Source organism: Paenarthrobacter sp. YJN-5 (genome assembly GCF_015040095.1).
Taxonomy (GTDB): domain Bacteria; phylum Actinomycetota; class Actinomycetes; order Actinomycetales; family Micrococcaceae; genus Arthrobacter; species Arthrobacter ureafaciens.
Genome location: NZ_CP053544.1, coordinates 1,447,361 through 1,468,392 on the forward strand (window position 1 = coordinate 1,447,361; position 21,032 = coordinate 1,468,392).

The 21,032-nt window shown below is 63.7% G+C and carries 22 protein-coding genes; 10 read left to right on the forward strand and 12 right to left on the reverse strand.

The window, feature by feature from the left end:
- Positions 1–15 precede the first annotated feature (15 nt).
- The 4 genes from HMI59_RS06860 to HMI59_RS06875 all read right to left on the reverse strand — a co-directional run bounded on the left by HMI59_RS06860 (position 16) and on the right by HMI59_RS06875 (position 3,318).
- Positions 16–864, reverse strand: coding sequence for an amino acid ABC transporter permease (locus tag HMI59_RS06860; protein WP_193593197.1), 849 nt, complete (start codon positions 862–864; stop codon positions 16–18).
- Positions 861–1,511, reverse strand: coding sequence for an amino acid ABC transporter permease (locus HMI59_RS06865; protein ID WP_021471775.1), 651 nt, complete (start codon positions 1,509–1,511; stop codon positions 861–863). Before HMI59_RS06865 ends, HMI59_RS06860 begins: the two co-directional genes overlap by 4 nt.
- A 96-nt stretch (positions 1,512–1,607) precedes the next feature.
- Entirely contained in the window at positions 1,608–2,486 is an 879-nt protein-coding gene (locus HMI59_RS06870) for a glutamate ABC transporter substrate-binding protein (RefSeq protein ID WP_069695198.1), read from the reverse strand.
- A gap of 76 nt (positions 2,487–2,562) precedes the next feature.
- A complete protein-coding gene (locus tag HMI59_RS06875; RefSeq protein WP_031216321.1) occupies positions 2,563–3,318 on the reverse strand; it encodes an amino acid ABC transporter ATP-binding protein in 756 nt (251 codons plus the stop codon).
- Positions 3,319–3,481: 163 nt separating this feature from the next.
- Here HMI59_RS06875 and HMI59_RS06880 point away from each other — a divergent pair, with 163 nt between their 5' ends.
- From HMI59_RS06880 to HMI59_RS06895, 4 genes are all read left to right on the forward strand, one after another.
- Entirely contained in the window at positions 3,482–4,315 is an 834-nt protein-coding gene (locus tag HMI59_RS06880) for a TIGR00730 family Rossman fold protein (protein WP_021471778.1), read from the forward strand.
- A 26-nt stretch (positions 4,316–4,341) separates the two neighbouring features.
- A complete protein-coding gene (locus HMI59_RS06885) occupies positions 4,342–4,674 on the forward strand; it encodes a DivIVA domain-containing protein (RefSeq protein WP_227471557.1) in 333 nt (110 codons plus the stop codon).
- A gap of 95 nt (positions 4,675–4,769) precedes the next feature.
- A complete protein-coding gene (locus tag HMI59_RS06890; RefSeq protein ID WP_166183820.1) occupies positions 4,770–5,948 on the forward strand; it encodes a hypothetical protein in 1,179 nt (392 codons plus the stop codon).
- A gap of 182 nt (positions 5,949–6,130) precedes the next feature.
- On the forward strand, positions 6,131–6,298 hold the full coding sequence (locus HMI59_RS06895) for a DUF3117 domain-containing protein (RefSeq protein ID WP_069695244.1): 168 nt from the start codon (positions 6,131–6,133) through the stop codon (positions 6,296–6,298).
- A 100-nt stretch (positions 6,299–6,398) separates the two neighbouring features.
- Here HMI59_RS06895 and HMI59_RS06900 read toward each other — a convergent pair whose 3' ends face one another.
- A complete protein-coding gene (locus HMI59_RS06900) occupies positions 6,399–7,031 on the reverse strand; it encodes an O-methyltransferase (protein ID WP_062097349.1) in 633 nt (210 codons plus the stop codon).
- Positions 7,032–7,277: 246 nt separating this feature from the next.
- Here HMI59_RS06900 and sigE point away from each other — a divergent pair, with 246 nt between their 5' ends.
- From sigE to HMI59_RS06915, 3 genes are read left to right on the forward strand one after another with little or no spacing between them, the layout of a single operon-like run.
- Entirely contained in the window at positions 7,278–7,901 is a 624-nt protein-coding gene (gene sigE / locus HMI59_RS06905) for an RNA polymerase sigma factor SigE (RefSeq protein WP_031216324.1), read from the forward strand.
- Positions 7,902–7,908: 7 nt separating this feature from the next.
- A complete protein-coding gene (locus tag HMI59_RS06910; protein WP_166183443.1) occupies positions 7,909–8,817 on the forward strand; it encodes a hypothetical protein in 909 nt (302 codons plus the stop codon).
- A 31-nt stretch (positions 8,818–8,848) separates the two neighbouring features.
- Complete coding sequence (locus HMI59_RS06915; RefSeq protein WP_062097345.1) at positions 8,849–9,259, forward strand: hypothetical protein; 411 nt, start codon at positions 8,849–8,851, stop codon at positions 9,257–9,259.
- 19 nt (positions 9,260–9,278) lie between these two features.
- Here HMI59_RS06915 and HMI59_RS06920 read toward each other — a convergent pair whose 3' ends face one another.
- Genes HMI59_RS06920 through HMI59_RS06930 form a run of 3 tightly spaced genes read right to left on the reverse strand, consistent with a single transcriptional unit; the run spans position 9,279 to position 12,403 of the window.
- Positions 9,279–10,406, reverse strand: coding sequence for an Mrp/NBP35 family ATP-binding protein (locus HMI59_RS06920; RefSeq protein WP_193593198.1), 1,128 nt, complete (start codon positions 10,404–10,406; stop codon positions 9,279–9,281).
- 4 nt (positions 10,407–10,410) lie between these two features.
- Positions 10,411–11,139, reverse strand: a complete 729-nt coding sequence (locus HMI59_RS06925; protein ID WP_069695194.1) for a DUF1003 domain-containing protein — start codon at positions 11,137–11,139, stop codon at positions 10,411–10,413.
- Positions 11,120–12,403 carry a magnesium transporter MgtE N-terminal domain-containing protein gene (locus tag HMI59_RS06930; protein ID WP_166183440.1) on the reverse strand — a complete coding sequence of 428 codons (1,284 nt, stop codon included), beginning with the start codon at positions 12,401–12,403 and terminating at the stop codon, positions 11,120–11,122. The genes HMI59_RS06925 and HMI59_RS06930 overlap by 20 nt, the downstream gene beginning before the upstream one ends.
- 76 nt (positions 12,404–12,479) lie before the next feature.
- On the opposite strand from HMI59_RS06930, the gene HMI59_RS06935 reads away from it, so the two are divergent.
- Positions 12,480–13,367: a general stress protein gene (locus HMI59_RS06935; protein WP_193593199.1), complete on the forward strand. Its 888-nt coding sequence runs from the start codon at positions 12,480–12,482 to the stop codon at positions 13,365–13,367.
- 95 nt (positions 13,368–13,462) lie between these two features.
- On the opposite strand, the gene HMI59_RS06940 is transcribed toward HMI59_RS06935, so the two are convergent.
- A complete protein-coding gene (locus HMI59_RS06940; protein WP_193593200.1) occupies positions 13,463–15,040 on the reverse strand; it encodes an aminopeptidase P family protein in 1,578 nt (525 codons plus the stop codon).
- A gap of 149 nt (positions 15,041–15,189) precedes the next feature.
- Between HMI59_RS06940 and HMI59_RS06945 the strand changes: the two genes are divergently transcribed.
- Entirely contained in the window at positions 15,190–16,035 is an 846-nt protein-coding gene (locus HMI59_RS06945) for a PHP domain-containing protein (protein ID WP_193593201.1), read from the forward strand.
- Positions 16,035–16,643: a MarC family protein gene (locus HMI59_RS06950; protein ID WP_021471793.1), complete on the forward strand. Its 609-nt coding sequence runs from the start codon at positions 16,035–16,037 to the stop codon at positions 16,641–16,643. Before HMI59_RS06945 ends, HMI59_RS06950 begins: the two co-directional genes overlap by 1 nt.
- On the opposite strand, the gene HMI59_RS06955 is transcribed toward HMI59_RS06950, so the two are convergent.
- The 3 genes from HMI59_RS06955 to HMI59_RS06965 form a co-directional block, all read right to left on the reverse strand.
- Positions 16,581–17,543, reverse strand: a complete 963-nt coding sequence (locus tag HMI59_RS06955; protein ID WP_227471558.1) for a site-specific DNA-methyltransferase — start codon at positions 17,541–17,543, stop codon at positions 16,581–16,583. The two genes, HMI59_RS06950 and HMI59_RS06955, sit on opposite strands and share 63 nt — an antisense overlap.
- A gap of 10 nt (positions 17,544–17,553) precedes the next feature.
- Positions 17,554–19,236, reverse strand: coding sequence for a DEAD/DEAH box helicase (locus HMI59_RS06960; RefSeq protein WP_193593202.1), 1,683 nt, complete (start codon positions 19,234–19,236; stop codon positions 17,554–17,556).
- A gap of 315 nt (positions 19,237–19,551) precedes the next feature.
- Positions 19,552–21,009, reverse strand: coding sequence for an RNB domain-containing ribonuclease (locus HMI59_RS06965; RefSeq protein ID WP_193593203.1), 1,458 nt, complete (start codon positions 21,007–21,009; stop codon positions 19,552–19,554).
- Between the last annotated feature and the right edge of the window lie 23 nt (positions 21,010–21,032).

Genomic DNA, 21,032 nt, shown 5'->3' on the forward strand with positions numbered 1-21,032 from the left:
AGTCGGGCTTTACGACTACTTGGCGGTTGGTACGGTTCCGGCCGCGTTGGCGCGGGCTGTGCCGCCCGCGGCCTTCTTGGAGCCGCGGCGTTCGATCCAGATCGCGATCCGGGAGACCGTGAGGTTGATCAGGATGTAGATCGCAGCGCCCACGAAGAACGCGGGGAACAGGAAGTCCGGACCCAGGAAGTCAGCCATGATCTGGATCTTCCGGAGCAATTCCTCGTAGCCCACGATGTAGCCGAGCGACGTGTCCTTCAGGAGCACGACGAGCTGTGCCACCAAGGACGGCAGCATGCGGCGTACAGCCTGCGGGAATTCGATGATCATGCGCGACTGGAAGCTGCGCAGGCCGATGGCCAGGCCGGCTTCACGTTGGCCCTTGGGCAGCGACTGGATGCCTGCACGCAGGATCTCGGCGAAGATGGCGGCGTTGTAGAGCACCAGGCCCACAACCACCGCTTGGAACTGTCCGGTGGCGAACACCAGCAGGACGAACAACATCATGAGGACAACCGGCATGCCGCGGAGGAACTCGAGGACCACCTGCGTCGGAATTCGAACCCACGGGATCAACGAGATCCTCAGGAGGCAGAGCGCAATTCCCAGCGGAAAGGCAATGATCGCTGCCACGGCCGCCGCGGTCAGCGTGGAGATGATGCCCTGGCCGATCAGGTTCCAGACATCCGGCGCCATGGGACCGTAGAAGATTTCCCAGCGGTCGGCGTCGAAAATGCCCTGCTGCGCAAGCGTGATGACGGCGATGGCCAGCACGCCAAGGATCAGGACGATCCCGGCCGCCGAACCGATGAGCGAGTAAAGGCGGGCCTTCGGCCCCGGGACGTCGTAAAGGACCGAGGTCATCGGGCAATCGCCACCTTTCGTTCAACAAAGTGCGCCAGGAGACCCAACGGAACCGTGATGAGGAGGTAGAAGAACGCCACCCCGAGCAGGATCCAAAGGACCTGGTTGCCGTAGTCATTGGAGAGCTGGCGGCCGTAGCCGAACAACTCGAGGACGAAGAAGGCGCCGGCAACCGAAGAGTTCTTGACCAAGGCGATCAGGATGTTGATCAAGGGCGGAACCACGGTGCGGACAGCCTGGGGCAGGACGATGAAGCCCAAAACCTGGGTGAAGGTCATGCCGACGCTTCGGGCTGCTTCTGCCTGTCCCACCGGAACACTGTTAACGCCGGAACGGACGGCTTCGGCGATGAAGGCGGCCGTGTAGCTGCTCAGTGCGATGATGGCGGCGACTTCGAATTGGTCGAACTTCACTCCCAGCCTGGGGAGGACGATTGCGGAGAAGAAGAAGATGATCGTCAGTGGCGTGTTCCGGGCGACTTCCACATAGAACATGCTGAAGCCGCGGAGCGCAGCAACGGGCGAGACCCTCATGGCCGCGAGGATGGTTCCTACGACGAGGGCGATGATTCCTGAGATGACGGAGAGGTAGAGGGTGCGGAGAAATCCGTCCCAGTATTGGGGGAGGCTTGCTATGACGGCGTCCATGGCTTCCTTTTGCTGCAGCTGATCACGGAACAGGGTCCTGGTTCAGGAACTGCCGCCGTCCCGGGGAAGGGACGGCGGCAGCTGCTGGACTGACTGCTAGTAGCGGTCGACGGCCGGAAGCTCAGGTGCGGTCTTGATGACCTTGCCTGCCGTAGCTTCCCAAGCCTTCTTGTAGTCGCCGTCCTTCTGGATGGCTTCAAGCTGGTCGTTGATCCAGTTGCGGAAGACGGTGTCGTCCTTCTTCAGGCCGATGCCGTAAGGCTCCTTGGTGAAGGTTTCATCCGAGGCGAGCTTGAAGGCATCCGGTTCCTTGTCAACGTAACCGGCCAGGATGACGTTGTCCGTGGTCACGGCGACAACCTGCTTGTTGCGCAGCGGCTCCAGGCAAGCGGTGTAGGTAGCGGCCGGAACAACTTCAGCACCGTACTTTTCGGCGATGGTCTTGGCAGGGGTGGAACCAGTGACGGAGCAGACCTTCTTGCCCTTGACGTCCTCCGGCTTGGTGATGGAGTTGTCGTCCTTGTTGACCAGCAGTGCCTGGCCGGCTTCGTAGTACGGGCCAGCGAAGGAGACCTTTTCCTTGCGGGCGTCGTTGATGGTGTACGTGGCGATGACCAGGTCAACGCGGCCCTGCTCGATGAACGATTCGCGGTTCTGCGAAACGGTCTCGACCCATTCGATCTTGTCTGCCGGGATGCCCAGCTTGGCGGCGATTGCCTTGCCGATTTCAACGTCGAAACCGACCGGCTTGCCGTCAAGGCCCTTCTGGCCGAAGAGCGGCTGGTCGAACTTGGTACCGATGGTGATCTTCTGTGCCTTGTTGAGCTTCTCCATGGTGGTGCCTGCTTCGAAGCTCGCAGACGCTACGGGGGGAGTCGTCGAGCTCCCGCCGCCACCGCAGGCGCTCAGCGAGAGGGCAAGCGCAGCCGATGCGGCAACCAGGAGTGACTTCCTCCGGGTAATCAGAGACTTCATGACGTTCCTTTCAGTGGATGGCCGGTGTACGGCCGGGGGTGCGATTCCTGGTGGCCAGGGTGAAGGCCTTCAGGAGCTAGTGGGTCAGGAGTTTGGACAGGAAGTCCTTGGCCCGGTTGCTCTGCGGGTTCGTGAAGAATTCCTCAGGCTTGGCGTCTTCGACGATCTGTCCGTCCGCCATGAACACAACGCGGTCGGCTGCCTTGCGCGCGAAGCCCATCTCGTGGGTGACCACGATCATCGTCATGCCTTCCTTGGCCAACTGGATCATGACATCGAGGACCTCGTTGATCATTTCCGGATCGAGCGCGGAGGTGGGCTCATCGAAGAGCATCACTTTGGGCTTCATCGCCAGGGCCCGGGCGATGGCCACACGCTGCTGCTGGCCGCCGGAGAGCTGCGCAGGAAGCTTCGGTGCCTGATGCCCGACGCCGACGCGCTCCAGGAGGGCCATGGCTTCGCGCTCGGCCGTACCCTTCGCGACGCCCTTGACTTTGATGGGACCCAGCGTGACGTTCTCGAGGATCGTCTTGTGGGCGAAGAGGTTGAAGGACTGGAAGACCATGCCGACGTCGGCACGGAGGTGGGCCAGTTCCTTGCCCTCTTCGGGGAGCTTCTTTCCGTCGATCGAGATCTCGCCGTCGTCGATCGTTTCCAAACGGTTGATGGCACGGCACAACGTGGACTTACCGGAGCCGGAGGGTCCGATGACCACTACAACTTCACCCTTCTTGACCTGAAGGTTGATGTCTTTGAGGACGTGCAATTGACCGTAATGCTTGTTGACGCTGTTCAGGGAGACGAGCGCATCGCCGGGCACTTGAGTAGTCATAGCTTGAATCTAGCGAACTACGCAGCAATTATGACCACGATCACGGCAACTTCTTTGAGATCGTGACTGAACAGAAACCTGTTTTTCAGCCGGATATGAGACTGCAATGCGAGCTTGTGCGCCAAGTGCGGATACTCGCATTCCTAGGCGTTAGCCTTGGGCAATGAGTATCAGCCAGCATCCAGTTCCCAACCCCGACGCCAACGGCCGAGGGGGGAGCAACGCGGCGCTTCCTTCCGCGGCAGCGCCGGCCAAGCATAAAGGCCCCCTGGAGCTGCGGCGTAAACAGGCAGATACCGGAATGTCGGACCAGCACCTGCTGGATACAAGCGGCGCCGGACAGTTCATCCATACCGACCCCTGGCGGGTACTGCGCATCCAAAGCGAGTTCGTAGAGGGCTTTGGGGCTTTGGCCGACATCGGGCCCGCTGTCAGTGTCTTTGGTTCCGCCCGCACCAAGCCGGGCACAGAGTTCTATGAGATGGCAGTGGACGTGGGACGCAAGCTGGCCGAAGCCGGCGTAGCCGTCATCACGGGCGGTGGCCCGGGCTCCATGGAAGCTGCCAACAAAGGAGCCGTGGAGGGCAACGGCGTTTCCGTCGGTTTGGGGATCGAGCTGCCGTTCGAACAGGGGCTGAATCCCTGGGTGGACCTCGGCATCAACTTCAGGTACTTTTTCGCCCGGAAGACGATGTTCGTCAAGTACGCCCAAGGCTTCGTAGTGCTTCCGGGCGGCCTGGGAACCCTCGATGAGCTGTTCGAGGCCATGGTGCTGGTCCAGACGCGCAAAGTGACATCATTCCCGATCGTCCTTCTGGGCGTCCGGTTCTGGGGCCCGATGATCGAGTGGATCCGTGACACGCTGGTGGCCGAGGGCATGGTGTCGGAAAAGGACCTTGACCTGATCCAGTTGGTGGATGACCCCGCAGACGCGGTACACCGTGTGCTTCACGGCGAACCCCTGCCCACGCCGACGGGGGAGCAACGCCCGGAGTAGGCAACTGCTTCTGGCACGATGGTGCTGTGAGCTCTTTTCTGGTATTTTTCGCGATCGTCCTCGTCGGGGCAGGTCTGTATTTCGGAGCCGGAATCGTCCGGGGCCGCTCGATGGGAGCCGGCTTGGACGAACCAACCCCCAACCTGCCGCCAGTCCTCCTGCCGGAGCAAGCGGGCGCAGCCGACGTGGACAACGTTCGTTTTGGGCTCGGCCTTCGCGGATACCGGATGGACCAGGTAGACCAGGTCCTGGACCAACTAAGGGACCAGTTGCTGGCAAAGGACCGCGAAATTGAGCGGCTGCGGGATCAGCTGAAGTCGCAGGCCGAGGGTGGCGAAAACCTGAGGGCCACGCAGTGAACAACCAGGTTCCCTCCCGGGCAGCCGGAACCCCGGCGGCCACGGAGGGAGCAACGAAGCACCTCGCAGGCGCAGTTGTCCGGGCAGGAGCCGCGATGGCGGCGTGGCCTTGGTGGCTCCAGGTTTCCCTGGTTTTCGTCGCCGCGCGGCTCGTCAGTGCCGCCATCTTCATGGCAGCAGCCATCCATCAGGGAACCAACCCGTGGTTTCCCCCGGCCCCTGACTACTGGAACTTCATCACCATTTGGGACGGACGCTGGTACCAACGGGCGGCGGAGGATGGCTATCCGGCCACCTTGCCCGTCGACCAAAACGGCGTCGTCAAAGAAAACGCCTGGGCCTTTTACGCGCTCTTCCCCTTCCTGGGCAGGGGCCTGAGCGCGATAACCGGGCTCGGGACGCTCCAGTCCTTGACGGCGATCGCCATGGTGGCCGGATTGGGTGCCGCCCTGGTGATCTTCAAGCTCTTCCGGGAAGTGACCGGTCGACGCACTGCGATGTGGGGCGTCGTCTTTGTTTCGACCTTCCCGGTCTCGCCCATCCTCCAGGTTCCGTACGCTGAGTCCCTCAACCTCCTGCTGCTGGCGTCATCGTTGCTCCTGGTGGTACGGCGTCACTACCTTGCCGCTGTTCCAGTGGTGCTGTTGATGTGTTTTTCCCGACCAACCGGCGTTCCGTTCGCTGCGATGGTGGGCCTCCTCCTGGTATGGCACCTCTGGCGGCGCTTCGGCCCCGCCCGTGAGGTGGGCGACGCCGTCGCCACACCGAAGCTGTTGTCCTTGGCAACGCTGGTGGTGACTACTGGCGCCGGCGCATTGGCCTGGCCCGCTATCGCGTGGGCTGTCACCGGGGACCCGACCGCCTACACGCGCACGGAGACGGCATGGCGAGGGGACGACCTGGTTCCTTTTAAGCCTTGGTTCGATGCCGGGCGAATGTTGTTCGGGCCGGTCCTCGGCGTCTTGGCCCCCTTCGTCTTCGCCGGACTGTTCGTCCTTGTGATGATTTCAAAGCCGGTCCGTGCCCTGGGGACCGAACTGAGGTTGTGGTGCGCCGCTTACATGGGCTACTTGCTGGTTTTCCTCCACCCGCAGACCAGTACATTCAGGATGCTCCTGCCGCTCTTTCCGTTGGCGCTTGGCGCTGCCCTGCTCTCCAGATCGAAGGCATACCGGGGCACGGTGGTGCTCATGTTCCTCCTCCTCCAAATCGTCTGGGTGGTGTGGCTGTGGGCATGGGCGCAATTGCCCGGCGGCGGCGACTATCCTCCGTAAGGCATTCCATTGATTCGCTACGGGCGGGTAAGTACGGGATAATGGAATACAAGCAAGGACAAAAGCACATATTGTGCCCGGCCAAGGCGGCCTCCCAAGCGTTGCCGCCGGCTGCAATTGCGACGCGGATCCAGCCCGGCCGGGTTGGGCGTGACTTGGGACAAATGGAGGGGATTTTCCTAATGGCGGCTATGAAACCACGTACTGGCGACGGCCCTATGGAAGTGACCAAAGAGGGCCGCAGCTTGATTATGCGCGTGCCGCTTGAAGGTGGCGGGCGGTTGGTGGTGGAGCTGAATGCCGCAGAGGCCCAAAACCTCAAGGAGTGCCTGGTAGGCGTAACCGAATAGAAACGTTTAGGAGCAGCGTCCGGCCGTCACCGGGCGCTGCTTTTGGGTTTAAGGCCCGGACCGGATCCAGGGTCTTTTATTCATTGCCTAAAAGAAATTCCTATTTTTTGACCGCTACCAGCAGGCCGTCTCCGGTGGGCAGCATTGCCGAAACCAGGCGGTCGTCCTCGCGAATGCTTTTACCTACCTGCCGGAGAACCGTGGTGGTGGCATCGCGGGCTGCGGGATTGGAGACCCGGTCCTTATCCAAGGCATCATTGACTACAAGCGTTCCCTTGGATTTGAGCAACCGTATTCCTTGCTCGACGTATTTAGGGAAGTTTGCTTTGTCTGCGTCAATAAAAACCAGGTCATAGGCATTGTCCGTCAGGCGGGGCAATACGTCTGCCGCCCGCCCGGAGATGGTGCGGATCCGGTTCGCCGGGGAGCCTGACTCCAGATACGCCTGCCGCGCCGCCTTGAGGTGTTCGACATCCAGGTCGATGGTGGTCAGTACGGCTTGGCGTCCCAAGCCGCGCAACAGGCAGACACCGGAAACGCCGGCTCCTGCACCGACTTCCACCACGGTCTGGGCTTTGGAAGCGGCCGCCAGAACGGTCAGGACCGCGCCCACGCCTTGGCTGACGGGGGTCACACCGAGTTCGAAGGACCGCTCGCGGGCGCGCAACAAAACCTCGTCCTCAGCAGGCAGGTTCTCTGCGTAGGACCAGCTGGTTGACTTGTCGGCGCTCATGAAGGGTTCGCTTTCCGCGTGTAGGGGATTTACCCTCCAGACTACTGTGTTCGCGCACGCTACTCCGGCGTTCGGCCCCGTGCCTGCGTGTGTTCTCTACGGCACCGGCGGAACCGGTGTTATGCCGTCCGGGAAAAAGCTGCTGCAGTCAGGAAATTCCCAGAAATTCTTGGGATGATATTGGTCCGGTCATCCACGCGGCGGCCGGCACCGGAAAGGTGAACCACAGTTTGAGGGGAGTGGACGATGCCGGCATCGAATGCTGCGCCAGTCCAAATATCGGAGAGCCACGAGGCTGCGACTGACTGGGTCATGCCCAGCTGGGAGGAAGTGGTTGCCAACCACTCCGCGAAGGTTTATCGCCTCGCGTACCGCCTGACAGGCAACAAGTTCGACGCCGAGGACCTCACCCAAGAGGTCTTCGTCCGCGTCTTCCGTTCGTTGGAGAACTTCAAGCCCGGAACCCTCGATGGCTGGTTGCACCGCATCACCACCAACCTCTTCCTGGACCAGGCCCGGCGTAAGAGCCGTATCCGCTTCGATGCCTTGGCCGAGGACGCCGAGTCCCGCCTTCCCGGCCGTGAACCCGGCCCCGAGCAGAGCTACGAGCACAACAATCTTGACCTCGACGTCCAGCGCGCCTTGGAGGAACTGCCGCCCGACTTCCGGGCCGCCGTCGTTCTTTGCGATCTTGAGGGCCTTTCGTATGACGAGGTCGCAGAAGCTCTTGGCGTGAAACTGGGCACTGTCCGCTCCCGCATCCACCGGGGCCGCACCATGCTTCGCGAGAAGCTCGCACACCGCGACCCCCGCTCGGCAGCCGCGCGCAAGCCACGTCTGAAAATGCCCCGGATCGCCGGCATTCTCTAGGAAGTCAATGCCTCGTCGGAAATTCCTGCCGGGTCCGCCGCCCCGGTCCAAAGCGGGCGGCCTGCGCCACACGCGTCATCCGGAGCACGTTGAGCTGTGTCCTGAGTGCCGGTCCGCAGTGCACCGTGAGCGGCAGTATCTGGAGCGCCTTCGCGGTGCGGCGGTCCCCGAAGCCAGCCCTGACCTGACCCGGCGGCTGCTCCAGCAGACCCAGTTGCTTGCGGACCAAACCGCCACCGCCGACCCGCTCGTAAGGCGCACTTCATGGCGCAGCATCAGGACCGCCGGAATAGCTGCCGGGACTCTTGCCGTGAGCGCCGGCGCCTTGGCCCTGGCCGCTTACACCGTGGCTGGAGACGCGGTTTACGATGCCGGAGCGGTCCGTAACGTCGGCGCGTCGTCGATGGCAGCAATGCTCGGAGGCCCTACGGAACGTGCCGCGTCCGGTCCCGTCCCGGAGTCGCGCCGCGTCCTCGCTCCGTCTGAGCTGGACTCGTTGCGTTCCCAAGGCTGGGCATGCCCCGAACTGTCGGGGATGGGGTTTCAGGTGGTTTCAGCCGAGGTGACCCGGCATAACGGCCATCCTGCCGTGGAGATCCGTCTGGAAAACGGGAACCATCACGCGACGGTCATGGAAGAGCACTTGCCGGTCCCGAACGCGTCGGCTGCTGCAGGCGCCACTTCCGCGCAATTGTCACTCAGCCAGGGCAACCCGTGGAAAGCCGTCTACCGCACGTCGGCCGGGGTGCTGAGCTACTCGTCCGACTTGCCTGCGGAGAAGGCGGACGACGCCGTTCCTGAACTGGTCCGCGCCGCCGACTCGATGGCCCACCAAGCAGCCAGTGGAACCTCCGAAACCTGGTTGGAACGGCTGCTCCGGGGGTTGCGCACCCTCATTCATCCCGCTGGTTTATGAGCGGGTTCACAGACAGGGTAATCTTCGTAACGTGTTTGGAATCAACGGCCCGGAGTTCATAGTCCTCTTGATCATCGGCGTACTCATCATCGGACCGAGCCGTTTGCCCGAATACACGCAGAAGCTCGCGAACCTGGTCAAGGAAGTACGCCGGATGGCGTCCGGTGCCCGGGAACAGATCAAAGAAGAAGTCGGCATCGACATCGATGACGTCGACTGGAAAAAATACGATCCCCGTCAGTACGATCCCCGCCGCATCATCAAGGATGCCCTCTTTGAGGACGACACAAAACCGGTCAGCGCCGGAGCCCCCGCAGCCGGAGCCGCCGCAGCTGCTGCGACCGTCGCTTCGGCAGCACCCGCGAGGGCCCAGGCTCCGTCACGCGTGATCGAACGCCTCGCTCCCGGCGAACCTGCTCCGTTCGACACCGAGGCTACCTAGGAACAGGAAGCTCCCGCTGCTACCGGGGCTGGATCCCCAGGGGCATCCCCGCCAATCCCCGTGGCCGGGTGGCCAGCTTTGCGGCGATAGCCTTCATGGCCTGGCCCGCAGCGGTCTCCCGCGTGGACAAGACCACGGGCTTGCCGGCATCCCCGCCTTCACGCAGTTCGATGTCCAAAGGTATTTGTCCCAGCAGGGGAACTTCCGCCCCCACAGCGCTGCTGAGCCGCTCGGCGAGGACCTCCCCGCCGCCGCTTCCGAACAATTCCATCCGGCCGCCGTCAGGCATTTCCAGGAAGGACATGTTCTCGATGACGCCGGCCACTTTTTGTCCGGTCTGGGTGGCGATGGTCCCGGCACGTTCGGCCACATCCGCGGCGGCAGCCTGGGGAGTGGTGACCACCAGGATCTCGGCGTTGGGCAGGAGTTGCGCCACGGAAATGGCAATGTCTCCGGTGCCCGGCGGCAGATCCAGGAAGAGCGCATCCAGGTCGCCAAAATAAACGTCCGTGAGGAACTGCTCCAAAGCGCGGTGCAGCATGGGGCCCCGCCAGGCAACGGGCTGGTTGCCGGCGACGAACATCCCAATGGAGATGACTTTCACGCCGTAGGCCACCGGGGGAAGAATCATGTCGTCCACTTGGGTGGGTTTCTGCGTGATGCCCATGAGCGCCGGGACGGAGAACCCATGGACGTCCGCGTCCACGATGCCCACGCGCAAGCCTTGGGCCGCCAAGTCACTGGCAAGGTTCACAGTGACAGAAGACTTGCCAACGCCGCCCTTTCCGCTGGCCACGGCGTAGACCTTCGTCAGCGATTCGGGCTTGGCGAAGGGGATACCGCGCTGGCCGCCGGGACCCCGGAGCTGTTCCTTGAGGGCGTCGCGCTGTTCCGGCGTCATGACCTTCAGCTCCACGTCCACGGCCTTAACCCCGGGAACCTGTGACAATGCCGCCGTGGCATCTGCCGTGATCGTCTCGCGGAGCGGGCATCCCGCAATGGTCAAGAGGACAACAAGCTGAACGGTGCCGTCATCACCGGCTGCTACCGACTCCACCATGCCCAGTTCCGTGATGGGGCGCCGCAGCTCAGGGTCGATGACGGTCGCCAGGGCAGCTTGCAGCGCCTCAGTGGCGGGGGTGCTCATGGGGTCAGGCTCGGCTTTCGGGATCGGATGTCGATGGTTTGGGGCTGGACTGCGACGGAGCATTCCGCCGGGGCCGGACCTTGGGCAGCTGCTGCGTGCGCGGACCACGGGACTTGTCCCGCTTTTCCTTCAGCTTTTCCTTCACCCGTTCGCTTGCCGATTCGCCCTCCTCCGATGCTGCCTCGCCGTCCCGGAGTTCCTCCTGGGCATCGATGATGTCCTCCAAGAGGCTGCGCAGCTCCGCGCGGACGTAATCGCGGGTAGCCACTTCGCGCAGGGCGATGCGCAGTGAGGCCAGTTCCCGGGTGAGGTACTCGGTGTCGGAGAGGTTCCGTTCGGCCCGCTGGCGGTCCTGCTGGAGGGACACGCGGTCCCGGTCGTCCTGCCGGTTCTGGGCAAGGAGCAGGAGCGGAGCGGCGTAGGAAGCTTGGAGGGACAGCATGAGCGTCAGGAGCGTGAAGCCCAGTTCCACCCGGTCGAACTGCCATTCAGTGGGCGCGAAGGTGTTCCACGCCAGCCAGAAGACACAGAAGATGGTCATGTACAGAAGGAACTGCGGCGTGCCCATGAAGCGGGCAAAGCCCTCCGTCGCGATCCCGAACGCGTCCGGGTTGGGGGAGAACTTGGGGAGGATGCGTTTCCTGCCGCTGAGCGGAGTGTCGAGGCTGCTTGCCATCCGGTCCGAGGACTTGGTTGAACGTGTGGCGGTGTTATCAGCCAATGCGGCCTCCAAGTTTCCTTACAGGGGCGTCGTCCTCGTGGGCGCGCCAATCATCCGGCAACAGGTGATCCAGCACGTCATCAACAGTCACCGCCCCCACAAGGCGGCCATCGTCGTCGACGACGGGAAGGGAGTTCAGGTTGTACGTGGCCAGCGTCCGGGCTACTTCACTGATGTGGGCCTGGTCCGACAGGGGTTCCAGGTTCTTGTCCACGAGGTTCCCCAGTGGCTCCGGAGGCGGGAAGCGCAGCAGCTGCTGGATGTGGACCACACCAAGGAACCGGCCGGTGGGAGTCTCCAGCGGCGGACGCGTGATGAAGATGGACGAGGCCAGCGCAGGCGAAAGTTCTTCGCGCCTGACGTGCGCGAGGGCCTCGGCGACCGTGGCTTCGGGCGGCAGGATGACGGGAACGGGGGTCATCAGACCGCCGGCAGTGTCTTCGTCATATTCCAGCAGGCGGCGGACGTCTTCTGCTTCCTGGGGTTCCATCAGCTGCAGGAGTTCCTCTGCCTGGGCCGTGGGGAGTTCCGCCAAAAGGTCGGCGGCGTCGTCCGGATCCATTTCCTCGAGGACGTCGGCAGCGCGTTCCAGGTCCAGCGCGGAAAGGATCTCCACCTGGTCGTCTTCCGGGAGCTCCTGGAGAACATCGGCGAGCCGTTCGTCCTGCAGCTCGCTGGCCACCTCGAAGCGGCGTTTGTCGCTCATCTCCTGGAGCGCTTCTGCGAAGTCGGCCGGTTTGAGGTCTTCGTGCGTTGCCACGAACTGCGTTGCCGCCTGCGGTTCGGTGCGGGCACCGGTGACGGCGTCTGCCCAGTCGATGATCAGCGTTTCGTTTCGCCGCAGCCGGCTCAGGGGAGACAACGAGTGGCCGCGGCGTACAAACAGCTTGCTCACGAACCAGTCCTTGGACCGGTGCTGGTCCATGGCGATGTCCTCGATGGTGGCGTCCCCGCTGCCATCGGCCAAGGTGACCCTTCGATCGAACATTTCGGCCACCACCAGGGTTTCCGCCCCGCGTTGCTCGAAGCGCCGGAGGTTCACCAGGCCGGTGCAAATGATCTGCGTCTGGTCGATGGACGTGATCCGGGTCATCGGAACGAACACGCGCTTTTTGCCGGGAACTTCAACAACAATGCCCACAACATGCGGAGCTCCGCGGGTGCCCCGGGAGAGCACAACGACGTCCCGCAAGCGGCCCAGACGATCGCCCATGGGGTCGAAGACGTCCAAGCCGAGCAGGCGCGCAACAAAGACGCGTGAGGGATGTGTGCTCATATTTACAGGCTACCGAGTCTGCTCTCTTTTAGCTGAATTCCAGCTCCTGCACATCTCCATGCGACACAATGGGGCTATGTCTAACATTTTTGGTGGTCCAAAAGCCGTCGAAGAAGCCCGGAGCGTCCCGCAAGGTGACACCGTAGGCTCCTACACTTCCTATTTGGATGCCCAGAAGGCGGTGGACTACCTCGCAGACCAGCAGTTCCCCGTGCAGCTGGTATCCATCGTTGGCAACGACCTCAAAATGGTGGAGCGCGTCACGGGCAGGCTCAGCTACCCGCGGGTTGCCCTGTCAGGTGCCCTGAGCGGCATGTGGTTCGGCCTCTTCGTTGGCGTCATGCTGTCCTTCTTCACGCCGGGCGGCGGTCCGTTCTCCATCATCACCTCGGTGCTCATGGGCGCGGCCTTCTTCATGCTGTTCGGCATTGTCACCTATGCCACCCAGCGGGGTAAGCGTGACTTCACGTCCACCAGCCAGGTGGTGGCCACCAACTATGACGTCATTGTGGCTTTCGAAGCTGCCAATGAGGCCCGGCGCCTCCTCCAGCAGTTGCCCATGAATCCGGCGCAGGCCGCGGGACAGGGGCAGGGCTACGCTTCGCGCCAGGAGCCGTCCCAGCCGTTCCAGCAGCCGGGCCAGGCCCCGGAACGCCCATCCACCTGGAACGACCCCTATGGCCAGCGCGCCCCGCAGCCCGGGGAACCTGAACCGCGTCCTGCGCAGCCCGCCCCGGCGCCTGCACCGTCATCAGCACGGTACCCGGACCTGCCGGACGGACGTCCCCAGTACGGCATCAGGGTTCCCGAAGGGCAACCGCAGCAGGGCCAACAGCCCCAGCAGAGTCAGCAGTCCCGGCACAGCCACCAGGGCAGCGATGACAATGGCCGGCCGCAGCCAGGCCAGAACCAAGCCGGCCAAGAGTCACCTGAAGCCTCCGAGCACGACGCCGGCAGGCAGTAAGCAGGCAGGCAGGAAGTAGCAGGCGGGCAATATTAAAGCGAAGGGGCCACCGGGATTATCCCGGTGGCCCCTTCGGCTTTCTTCCACGCTGGGAACTAGCCCTCCTGGTAGATTCCCGCCATCCAGGCCTCGACGTCGTCGGCCTTGCGGGGGAGGGCGGCGCTCAGGTTCACCGGGCCATCCGCCGTCATGAGGATGTCGTCCTCGATCCGTACACCGATGCCGCGGTATTCAGCCGGGATGGCGAGGTCCTCGGCCTTGAAGTACAGGCCGGGTTCGATCGTGAAGACCATGCCCTCGGCGAGCTCACCATCCAGGTAAAGTTCGCGCTTGGCCTGGGCGCAGTCATGGACGTCCAAGCCCAGGTGGTGGCTGGTACCGTGCGGCATCCAGCGGCGGTGCTGCTGGCCTTCGGGACTGATGGCTTCCTCCACGGAGACCGGCAGCAGGCCCCACTCGGCCAGGCGCTCGGCGAGCACCGTGGTGGCTGCCGTATGGATCTCGCGGAACTTCACTCCCGGACGGGCAGCGGCGAAACCGGCGTCGGCGGCGTCGAGCACTGCTTCGTAGATCTTCCGCTGGATGTCGGTGAACTTGCCGTTCGCCGGCAGGGTGCGGGTGACATCGGCGGTGTAGAGGGAGTCAGCTTCCACGCCCGCGTCGAGCAGGAGCAGATCGCCGGCGTCGACCGTTCCCGTGTTGCGGTTCCAGTGCAGCACTGTGGCGTTGTTCCCTGACGCTGCGATGGTGTCATAGCCCAGTTCGTTGCCTTCTTCGCGCGCCTTGGCAAAGAACGCGCCTTCCACGACGCGTTCGCCGCGTTTGTGGGTAAGGGCGCGGGGAAGTGCACGGACGACGTCGGCGAAACCTTCCACGGTGGCCGCGACGGCGATCCGCATCTGCTCCACCTCCCATTCGTCCTTGATGAGGCGGAGCTCTGAAAGGGCTTCGCTGAGCTTCTCGTCCAAGGCATCGAGCTCGCCCAGGTCAAGGTTCTCGGGGTCCTTGGCCGTGTTGTAGCGGGCCGTGTCCACCAGGGCGTCGATGTTCTCGTCCACCTTGCGCACCAGGCGGATGGAAATGCCGCCGATCTCCGGTGCGCCGACGTTCTTGGTGATGGCCACTTCAAGTTCGGAAATGTGGGCTGTGGGCAGCCCCAGGCGGGCCTCGAACTCCGCGAGCGTCGGCCGGGGGCCGATCCAGAACTCACCGGCACGGGAATCAGCGTAGAACTGCTCTGTGTCCCTGCCCGCCAGCGGACGGAAGTAGAGCGTCGCGGTGTGGTGGCCGCCGTCGTCGCCCTTGCCTTCTGCCACCGGCTCAAGGATGAGGATGGCATCCGGCTCGTGGTCCAGGCCGAGGCCGGTGAGGTGGGCGAAGCCCGAATGCGGGCGGAAGCGGTAGTCGCAGTCGTTGGAGCGGACCTTCAGCGGACCGGCCGGGATGACAAGCCGTTCGCCTTTGAACTTCTCGGAAATGGCACGACGGCGGCGGGCGGCGTGGTCCGCGACGGCGTCACGCGCAGGGGTCACCTGCGGGGCCGGCGCCCAATTGCTGGCCATGAACGCCTTGAAGGCATCGGACGTGGGCCGCTGCGAGCGGTTGTTGACGCGCTCTTGCAGTGGCTGGGACTCAGCGGAGTCCATGTGCTGGGAGTTTTTGGCATCATTCACCGTTACATCGTCCCACCAGTTCCAAGAGGAGGCCAACGGCTGCGCCATGGCGCGGCCAACGGCTGCCCCATGATGCGGCCAACACCTGTTCCGTGGGGAGGCCCACGGCGCAACACGCTGAACAAGCCAGCATCCCATAGGCTGGGAAAGTGAGGATTGACCTGCATACGCACTCGAATGTTTCCGACGGAACCGAAACCCCGGCCGAGGTGATCCGGTCAGCTGCCAAGGCCGGATTGGACGCCGTGGCGCTGACGGATCACGACTCCACCGACGGTTGGGACCAAGCAGCGGAAGCGGCAATCCAGCATGGCCTCGCATTCGTCCCCGGCATGGAAATCTCGTGCCGCACGGACAAGGGCATCAGCGTCCACTTGCTCAGCTATCTCCACGACCCCACCCACCCCGGCCTGCTGGAGGAAATCAACAAGTCCAGGGACGCCAGGCTCACCCGTGCCGAGCGCATGGTCACCCTGCTCTCCGAGGATTACCCGTTGACGTGGGACGACGTCATCCACCATGTAGCCCCGGGCGCTACGGTGGGTCGGCCGCATATAGCCGACGCCTTGGTGGCCGCCGGGGTGGTTGCCGACCGGTCTGAGGCCTTCAACAGCATCCTCACCTCGCATTCGCGTTACTTCATCCAGCACTACGCACCTGACCCGGCACTCGCCGTCGGGCTTGTCAGGGCCGCCGGCGGCGTGCCCGTGTTCGCCCATCCCGTTGCGTCTTCGCGTGGCCGCATCGTGGGGGACAAGACGTACCGGGAGATGATCGACGCCGGGCTGTTGGGCCTGGAAATCGATCACCGCGACAATCCGGAAGAAGGACGGAAGTTCCTCCGCAACCTCGCAGCCGAACACGGCCTGCTGATCACCGGGTCCTCCGACTACCACGGCACCGGCAAACCCAACCTGCTGGGCGAGAACCTCACTGATCCGGCCGTCCTGGAAAGGATCGAGGAGCTGGGCACGGGAAGTACTGTGGTCCGGTGATGGACCTGCAGTTGCTGGCGTCCGTGATCGTCACCTTGTTCGTCATCATGGACCCGCCCGGAACCGTGCCGATCTTCATGTCCCTGACGGCACAGATGAGCGCCAAGGACAGGAACCGTTCAGCCCTGCAGGCGCTGCTGGTGGCCACCGGCGTCATCGTCGTGTTCGCGATCTTCGGCCAGTCCATCCTCAACTACATGCACATTTCCCTGGCTGCGCTGCAGGGAGCGGGAGGACTCCTGCTGGTGCTGATCGCCCTGCAGCTGCTGACCGGCAGCACCAGCGGGGAAGAGAACGCCGCCAAGTACAAGAACGTGGCGTTTGTGCCGTTGGGGACGCCGTTAATGGCCGGCCCCGGCGCCATCGTGGCAGTCATGGTGTTCGTGCAGCAGTCCACTGAGCTGTCCGAATACCTGGCTGTGGGCGCGGGGATTGCAGCCGTGCTCGTTTCGCTCTACCTCGCCATGCGCTTCGCCGGCGTCGTCCAACGCGTGCTGGGCGAAAACGGCGTGGAACTCGTGACGAGGATTGCCGGCCTGCTGCTGTCAGCTATTGCCGTGCAGATGATCGCCGACGCTGTGCAGGCTTTCGTTAAGGGCGCCGCCTGACCCGTCAAGGGAGCCGCCTGATCCGTCAGGGGAAGCAGGAGCGGCGTGGAAGACCGCCTTGGTTCCCAGCCGTTTGCGCATGACTTCGATCGCCTGTTCGTTCTGATCGACGCACACGAACTTCCGGCCGAGTTTGCCGGCAACAGCGCCGAGCGTTCCGGAACCGGCGAAGAAGTCCAGGCACCAGTCACCCTTGCGGCTTGAAGCTGTCACTACCCTGCGGATGAGCCCCTCGGGTTTCTGCGTGGGGTAGCCGGTCTTCTCGCGGCCCGTGGGGGAGACGATGGTGTGCCACCAGACGTCGGTCGGCAACTTGCCGCGCTCGCGTTTTGCGGGCGTCACCAGTCCCGGCGCCATGTACGGCTCCCGGTCCACTTCCTCGTTGTCGAAGTGGTACTTGGCCGGGTTCTTCACGTACACAAGGATGTTGTCGTGTTTGGTGGGCCAGCGGTTCCTGGCCCGCGCACCGTAGTCGTAGGCCCAGATGATCTCGTTGAGGAAGCACTCGCGGCCAAAAATGGCGTCGAGCATGACCTTGGCGTAGTGCACCTCGCGGTAGTCCAGGTGCAGGTACAGTGTGCCGTCATCGGCCAGGAGCCGCCACGCTTCCACCAGCTTTGGTTCCAGGAAGGACCAGTAGTCGCTGAAGGCGTCGTCGTAGCTGTGCAGGGCGCCCTTGATGGTGTCATAGGAACGGCCTTTGAAGCCCACCCGGTCACCGTCACCGTCCGCGTTGCGGACCATGCGCGTTTCCTGGCGCCGCTGGACCCGCCCGGTGTTGAACGGGGGATCCACGTAGATGAGTGTGAAGGCGCCGTCCGGCAGCGTGGGGAGGAACGATGCGTTGTCCGCATGTACCACCAGGTTGCTGCCGTCCGGCGCCCAAACAGTTTCAGCCATCGCCGTCCGGTTAGGCCTCGGTGGTGGCAGGCGTGGTGCCTGCGGCCTCGCCGGAAACTACCTCGCCGTTGCGACGACGGGTGCGGGTGCGGCGGGTACGCGCCGGCTTCTCCGATGCACCCTCCTCGCGGGGAGCAGCGGCGCCAGTAGTCGCGGTGCCCTCTGCATCGGAGGTACGACGGCGGCGCGTGCGGTTGCGTCCACCCTCGCCCTTGGAGCCGGCGGAGTCTGCGGACTTCCCGTCACGGGTGCGGCCACCATCGCGACCGGATCCGCCCTGGCGTCCTCCGCTGCGCGAGCGGGAGTTCTTCTTGCCCGTCTCGCCCAGGTCCTCCAGGACCTCGGCGTCCACGCCTGCCAGCATCCGCTTGTTGCGGGGCAGCCGTCCCTTGGTCCCCTCGGGGATGTCGAGGTCGGTGTAGAGGTGCGGGGATGAGGAATAGGTTTCAACCGGTTCGGGGACGTTGAGTCCCAGTGCCTTGTTGATCAGCGCCCAGCGGGGTACGTCGTCCCAGTCCACGAACGTCACGGCCGTACCCTTGTTTCCGGCACGGCCGGTGCGGCCTACGCGGTGCAGGTAGATCTTTTCGTCTTCGACGCACTGGTAGTTGATGACGTGGGTGACGTCCTCGACGTCGATGCCGCGGGCGGCGACGTCGGTTGCGACGAGCACGTCCACTTTGTTGTTGCGGAAGGCACGCAGCGCCTGTTCGCGGGCTCCCTGGCCGAGATCGCCGTGGATGGCCGCTGCTGCGAAGCCGCGGTCCACGAGTTCCTCGGACACCTTCGCGGCGGTGCGCTTGGTCTTGGTGAAGATGATGGTGCGGCCGCGGTCCTTGGCCTGCAGGATCCGGGCAACGACTTCAGTCTTGTCCATGCTGTGCGCACGGTAGATGAGCTGGCGGATATCGCGCTTGGTCAGGCCCTCGTCATTGGGGTCCGCAGCGCGGATATGCGTGGGCTGGGTCATGTACCGGCGGGCCATGGCGATGACCGGGCCGGGCATGGTGGCCGAGAAGAGCAGCGTCTGGCGGACCGGGGGAGTGCCGGCGATGAGGGTCTCGACGTCCGGCAGGAAGCCGAGGTCGAGCATCTCGTCGGCCTCATCGAGGACTACCATCTTGACGTTCTTGAGGCTCAGGTGGCGCTGCTTGTACAGGTCGATCAGGCGTCCGGGGGTGCCCACCACGATCTCCACGCCCTTCTGGAGGGCATCGATCTGCGGTTCGTAGGCACGTCCGCCGTAGATGGTGGCGATGCGGGCGTTGCGCTTGCGCGAAGCCGTCTGGAGGTCGTTGGCCACCTGGACCGCAAGCTCGCGGGTCGGGACGATGATCAGCGCCTGAGGCGCACCCTGGACGGCAAGTTTGGCGTATCCGGGGTCATCGCGGCCTTCGATCCGCTGGAGTACCGGAATGCCGAAGCCCAGGGTCTTGCCCGTTCCGGTCTTCGCCTGGCCGATGATGTCATGGCCGCCCAGGGCCACGGGAAGCGTCATGGCCTGGATCGGGAACGGGTGCGTAATTCCGGCGTCGGCAAGGGACTCGACGATGTCCGCGCGGACGTCGAAGTCGGCGAAGGACTTCTCTTCGATCTCGTGGGGGGTCTCGTCCGAGGTGATCGTTTCCTCGGGTTCGATGGTCTCGGTTCCGGTGGAGTCCGTCAGGACTTCATGGGTGTGCAATTCACTCACAGGGAGTTTCCTTATTCATTTGGGCAGGCGCTGCATGCTCAACGGCGGCAAAGCTGTACCGGAGCACGAACTGGCGCAAGCATTTCCAGTGGAAGCCGATCGCGGGCTATCTAAGTACTGGCACTGGGGACCAGCGGGCACATCTCAAGATCGCGTAGGGGCGGGCTTGTTGAGTTCAAAAATTAACTGAATCAACGACCGGGCATCCATTACTACTGTCCCAGTCTATCCTGTGCCGGACAAAAACCCCGTTGCGGCCGAAATCCCCGAGGCCCATAGCGGCCCGACACCGCGGATTCCCTGGCCCACAAGGTGTCATTCGGCCAGTTCGAACCTGATCACCCGGCCGGTGATGTCGGCCTTCACCAGGCGCACGCGCACTTGGGTTCCGGACACCAGCTCACCATCGCATCGGGCAGTGAGGGCAGGTTCGGCAATCTGCACGGTGCCGTAGGGGCCATTGCCGTTGCCGTTCCCGTTGGCTGGCTTGGACCCGGAGATCACCACGGCGTCGAATACCTGACCTACGTGGTTTGCCGCGAGCGCGGCTTCCACGGTGTCCAGGGCCATTCGCTCCAAGCGGCCGGCCAATGAGTCGGAAGCAGCCATGATCCCGGGCAGGTCAGGCAGCGCTTCCCGCGCCCAGGCGGGGATCTCCCGGCCGTTGCTGAGGGCTTCGCAGATCACCAGGACAAAGCGGTCAATGAGCCTGCGGAGTGGAGCAGTGGTGTGCGCGTACGGGGCCCCGATGGCGGACTGGATGACGTTCTCCGGTACCTCTCCGTCGAACGGGGTGTAGCCGGCGCCCCGGAACAGCATGCCGGCGGAGTGGAGGATGGCCAATTGCTTCGGATCCGAACCATCTAGGGTCCGGAGGTACTCGCCGTAGCTGATGTCGCCGTCCCACGGTTTTCCCAAGGCCTGGGTTTGGCGTTTGAAGTGGAGCAAGGAGCGCTCATCAGGGGCCGGCATGGTCCGCAGGATGCCCACCTTGCCGTCGAGCATCAATTGGGCCGCAGCCATTCCGGTCATCAGGGACATCTGGGCGTTCCAGTCCTCGATCGGCAGCGAGGGAGCAGCCACGATCCGGTAGTCGCCGTCGGTGACCTGGACGATCTCCTGTTCGGGCATGTTCAGGCTCGCCCCGCCGCGTTTGCGCTCGAGTTCGACCCGCTTCAGGCCCACTTCCTTCAGGAGCATGAGGACCTCGGGGGCGGTTCCCGCATCGATCTGCTTCTGTGCACCCTTGTAGCTGAGCTTTGCACGGCTGCGAACGGTGGCCCGCTCCACGGACATGGAGACCACTTCCGCGTTGTGGTCGAGGTCGAAGTCCCACACGAAGGCGCTGCATTCCTGCTCTGCCAGGAGGCTCCCGGCTTGCTCGCTGATGACCTCCGGATGCAGCGGGACCCTTCCGTCCGGTGCGTAGAACGTTTGCCCGCGCCGCCGCGTTTCGGCGTCCAAGGCTCCGCCGGGGGCCACGAAGGAAGGCACGTCGGCAATTGCGTACAGGACCTTGTAGCCGGCATCGTTCCGCTGAATGAACAGCGCTTGGTCCAGATCGGTGGAAGTCGCGGGGTCTATGGTCACGAACGGCACGTCCAGCAGGCTGCGGGGCGGCAACTGCAGGTTTTGAACCGCCTGGCGCGCTTCATGCTCGGCGTCGGCAGGGTAGTCGCCGGGTAGTTCCAGCTCGCTCCTCAAGGCAGCCAGGGAGGCAGCGAGCCGGTCGGAAGAATCGTCGACGTTGGGCGCTATCCGGTGATGTGACACGAAAGTCAGACTAGCCCGAAAAC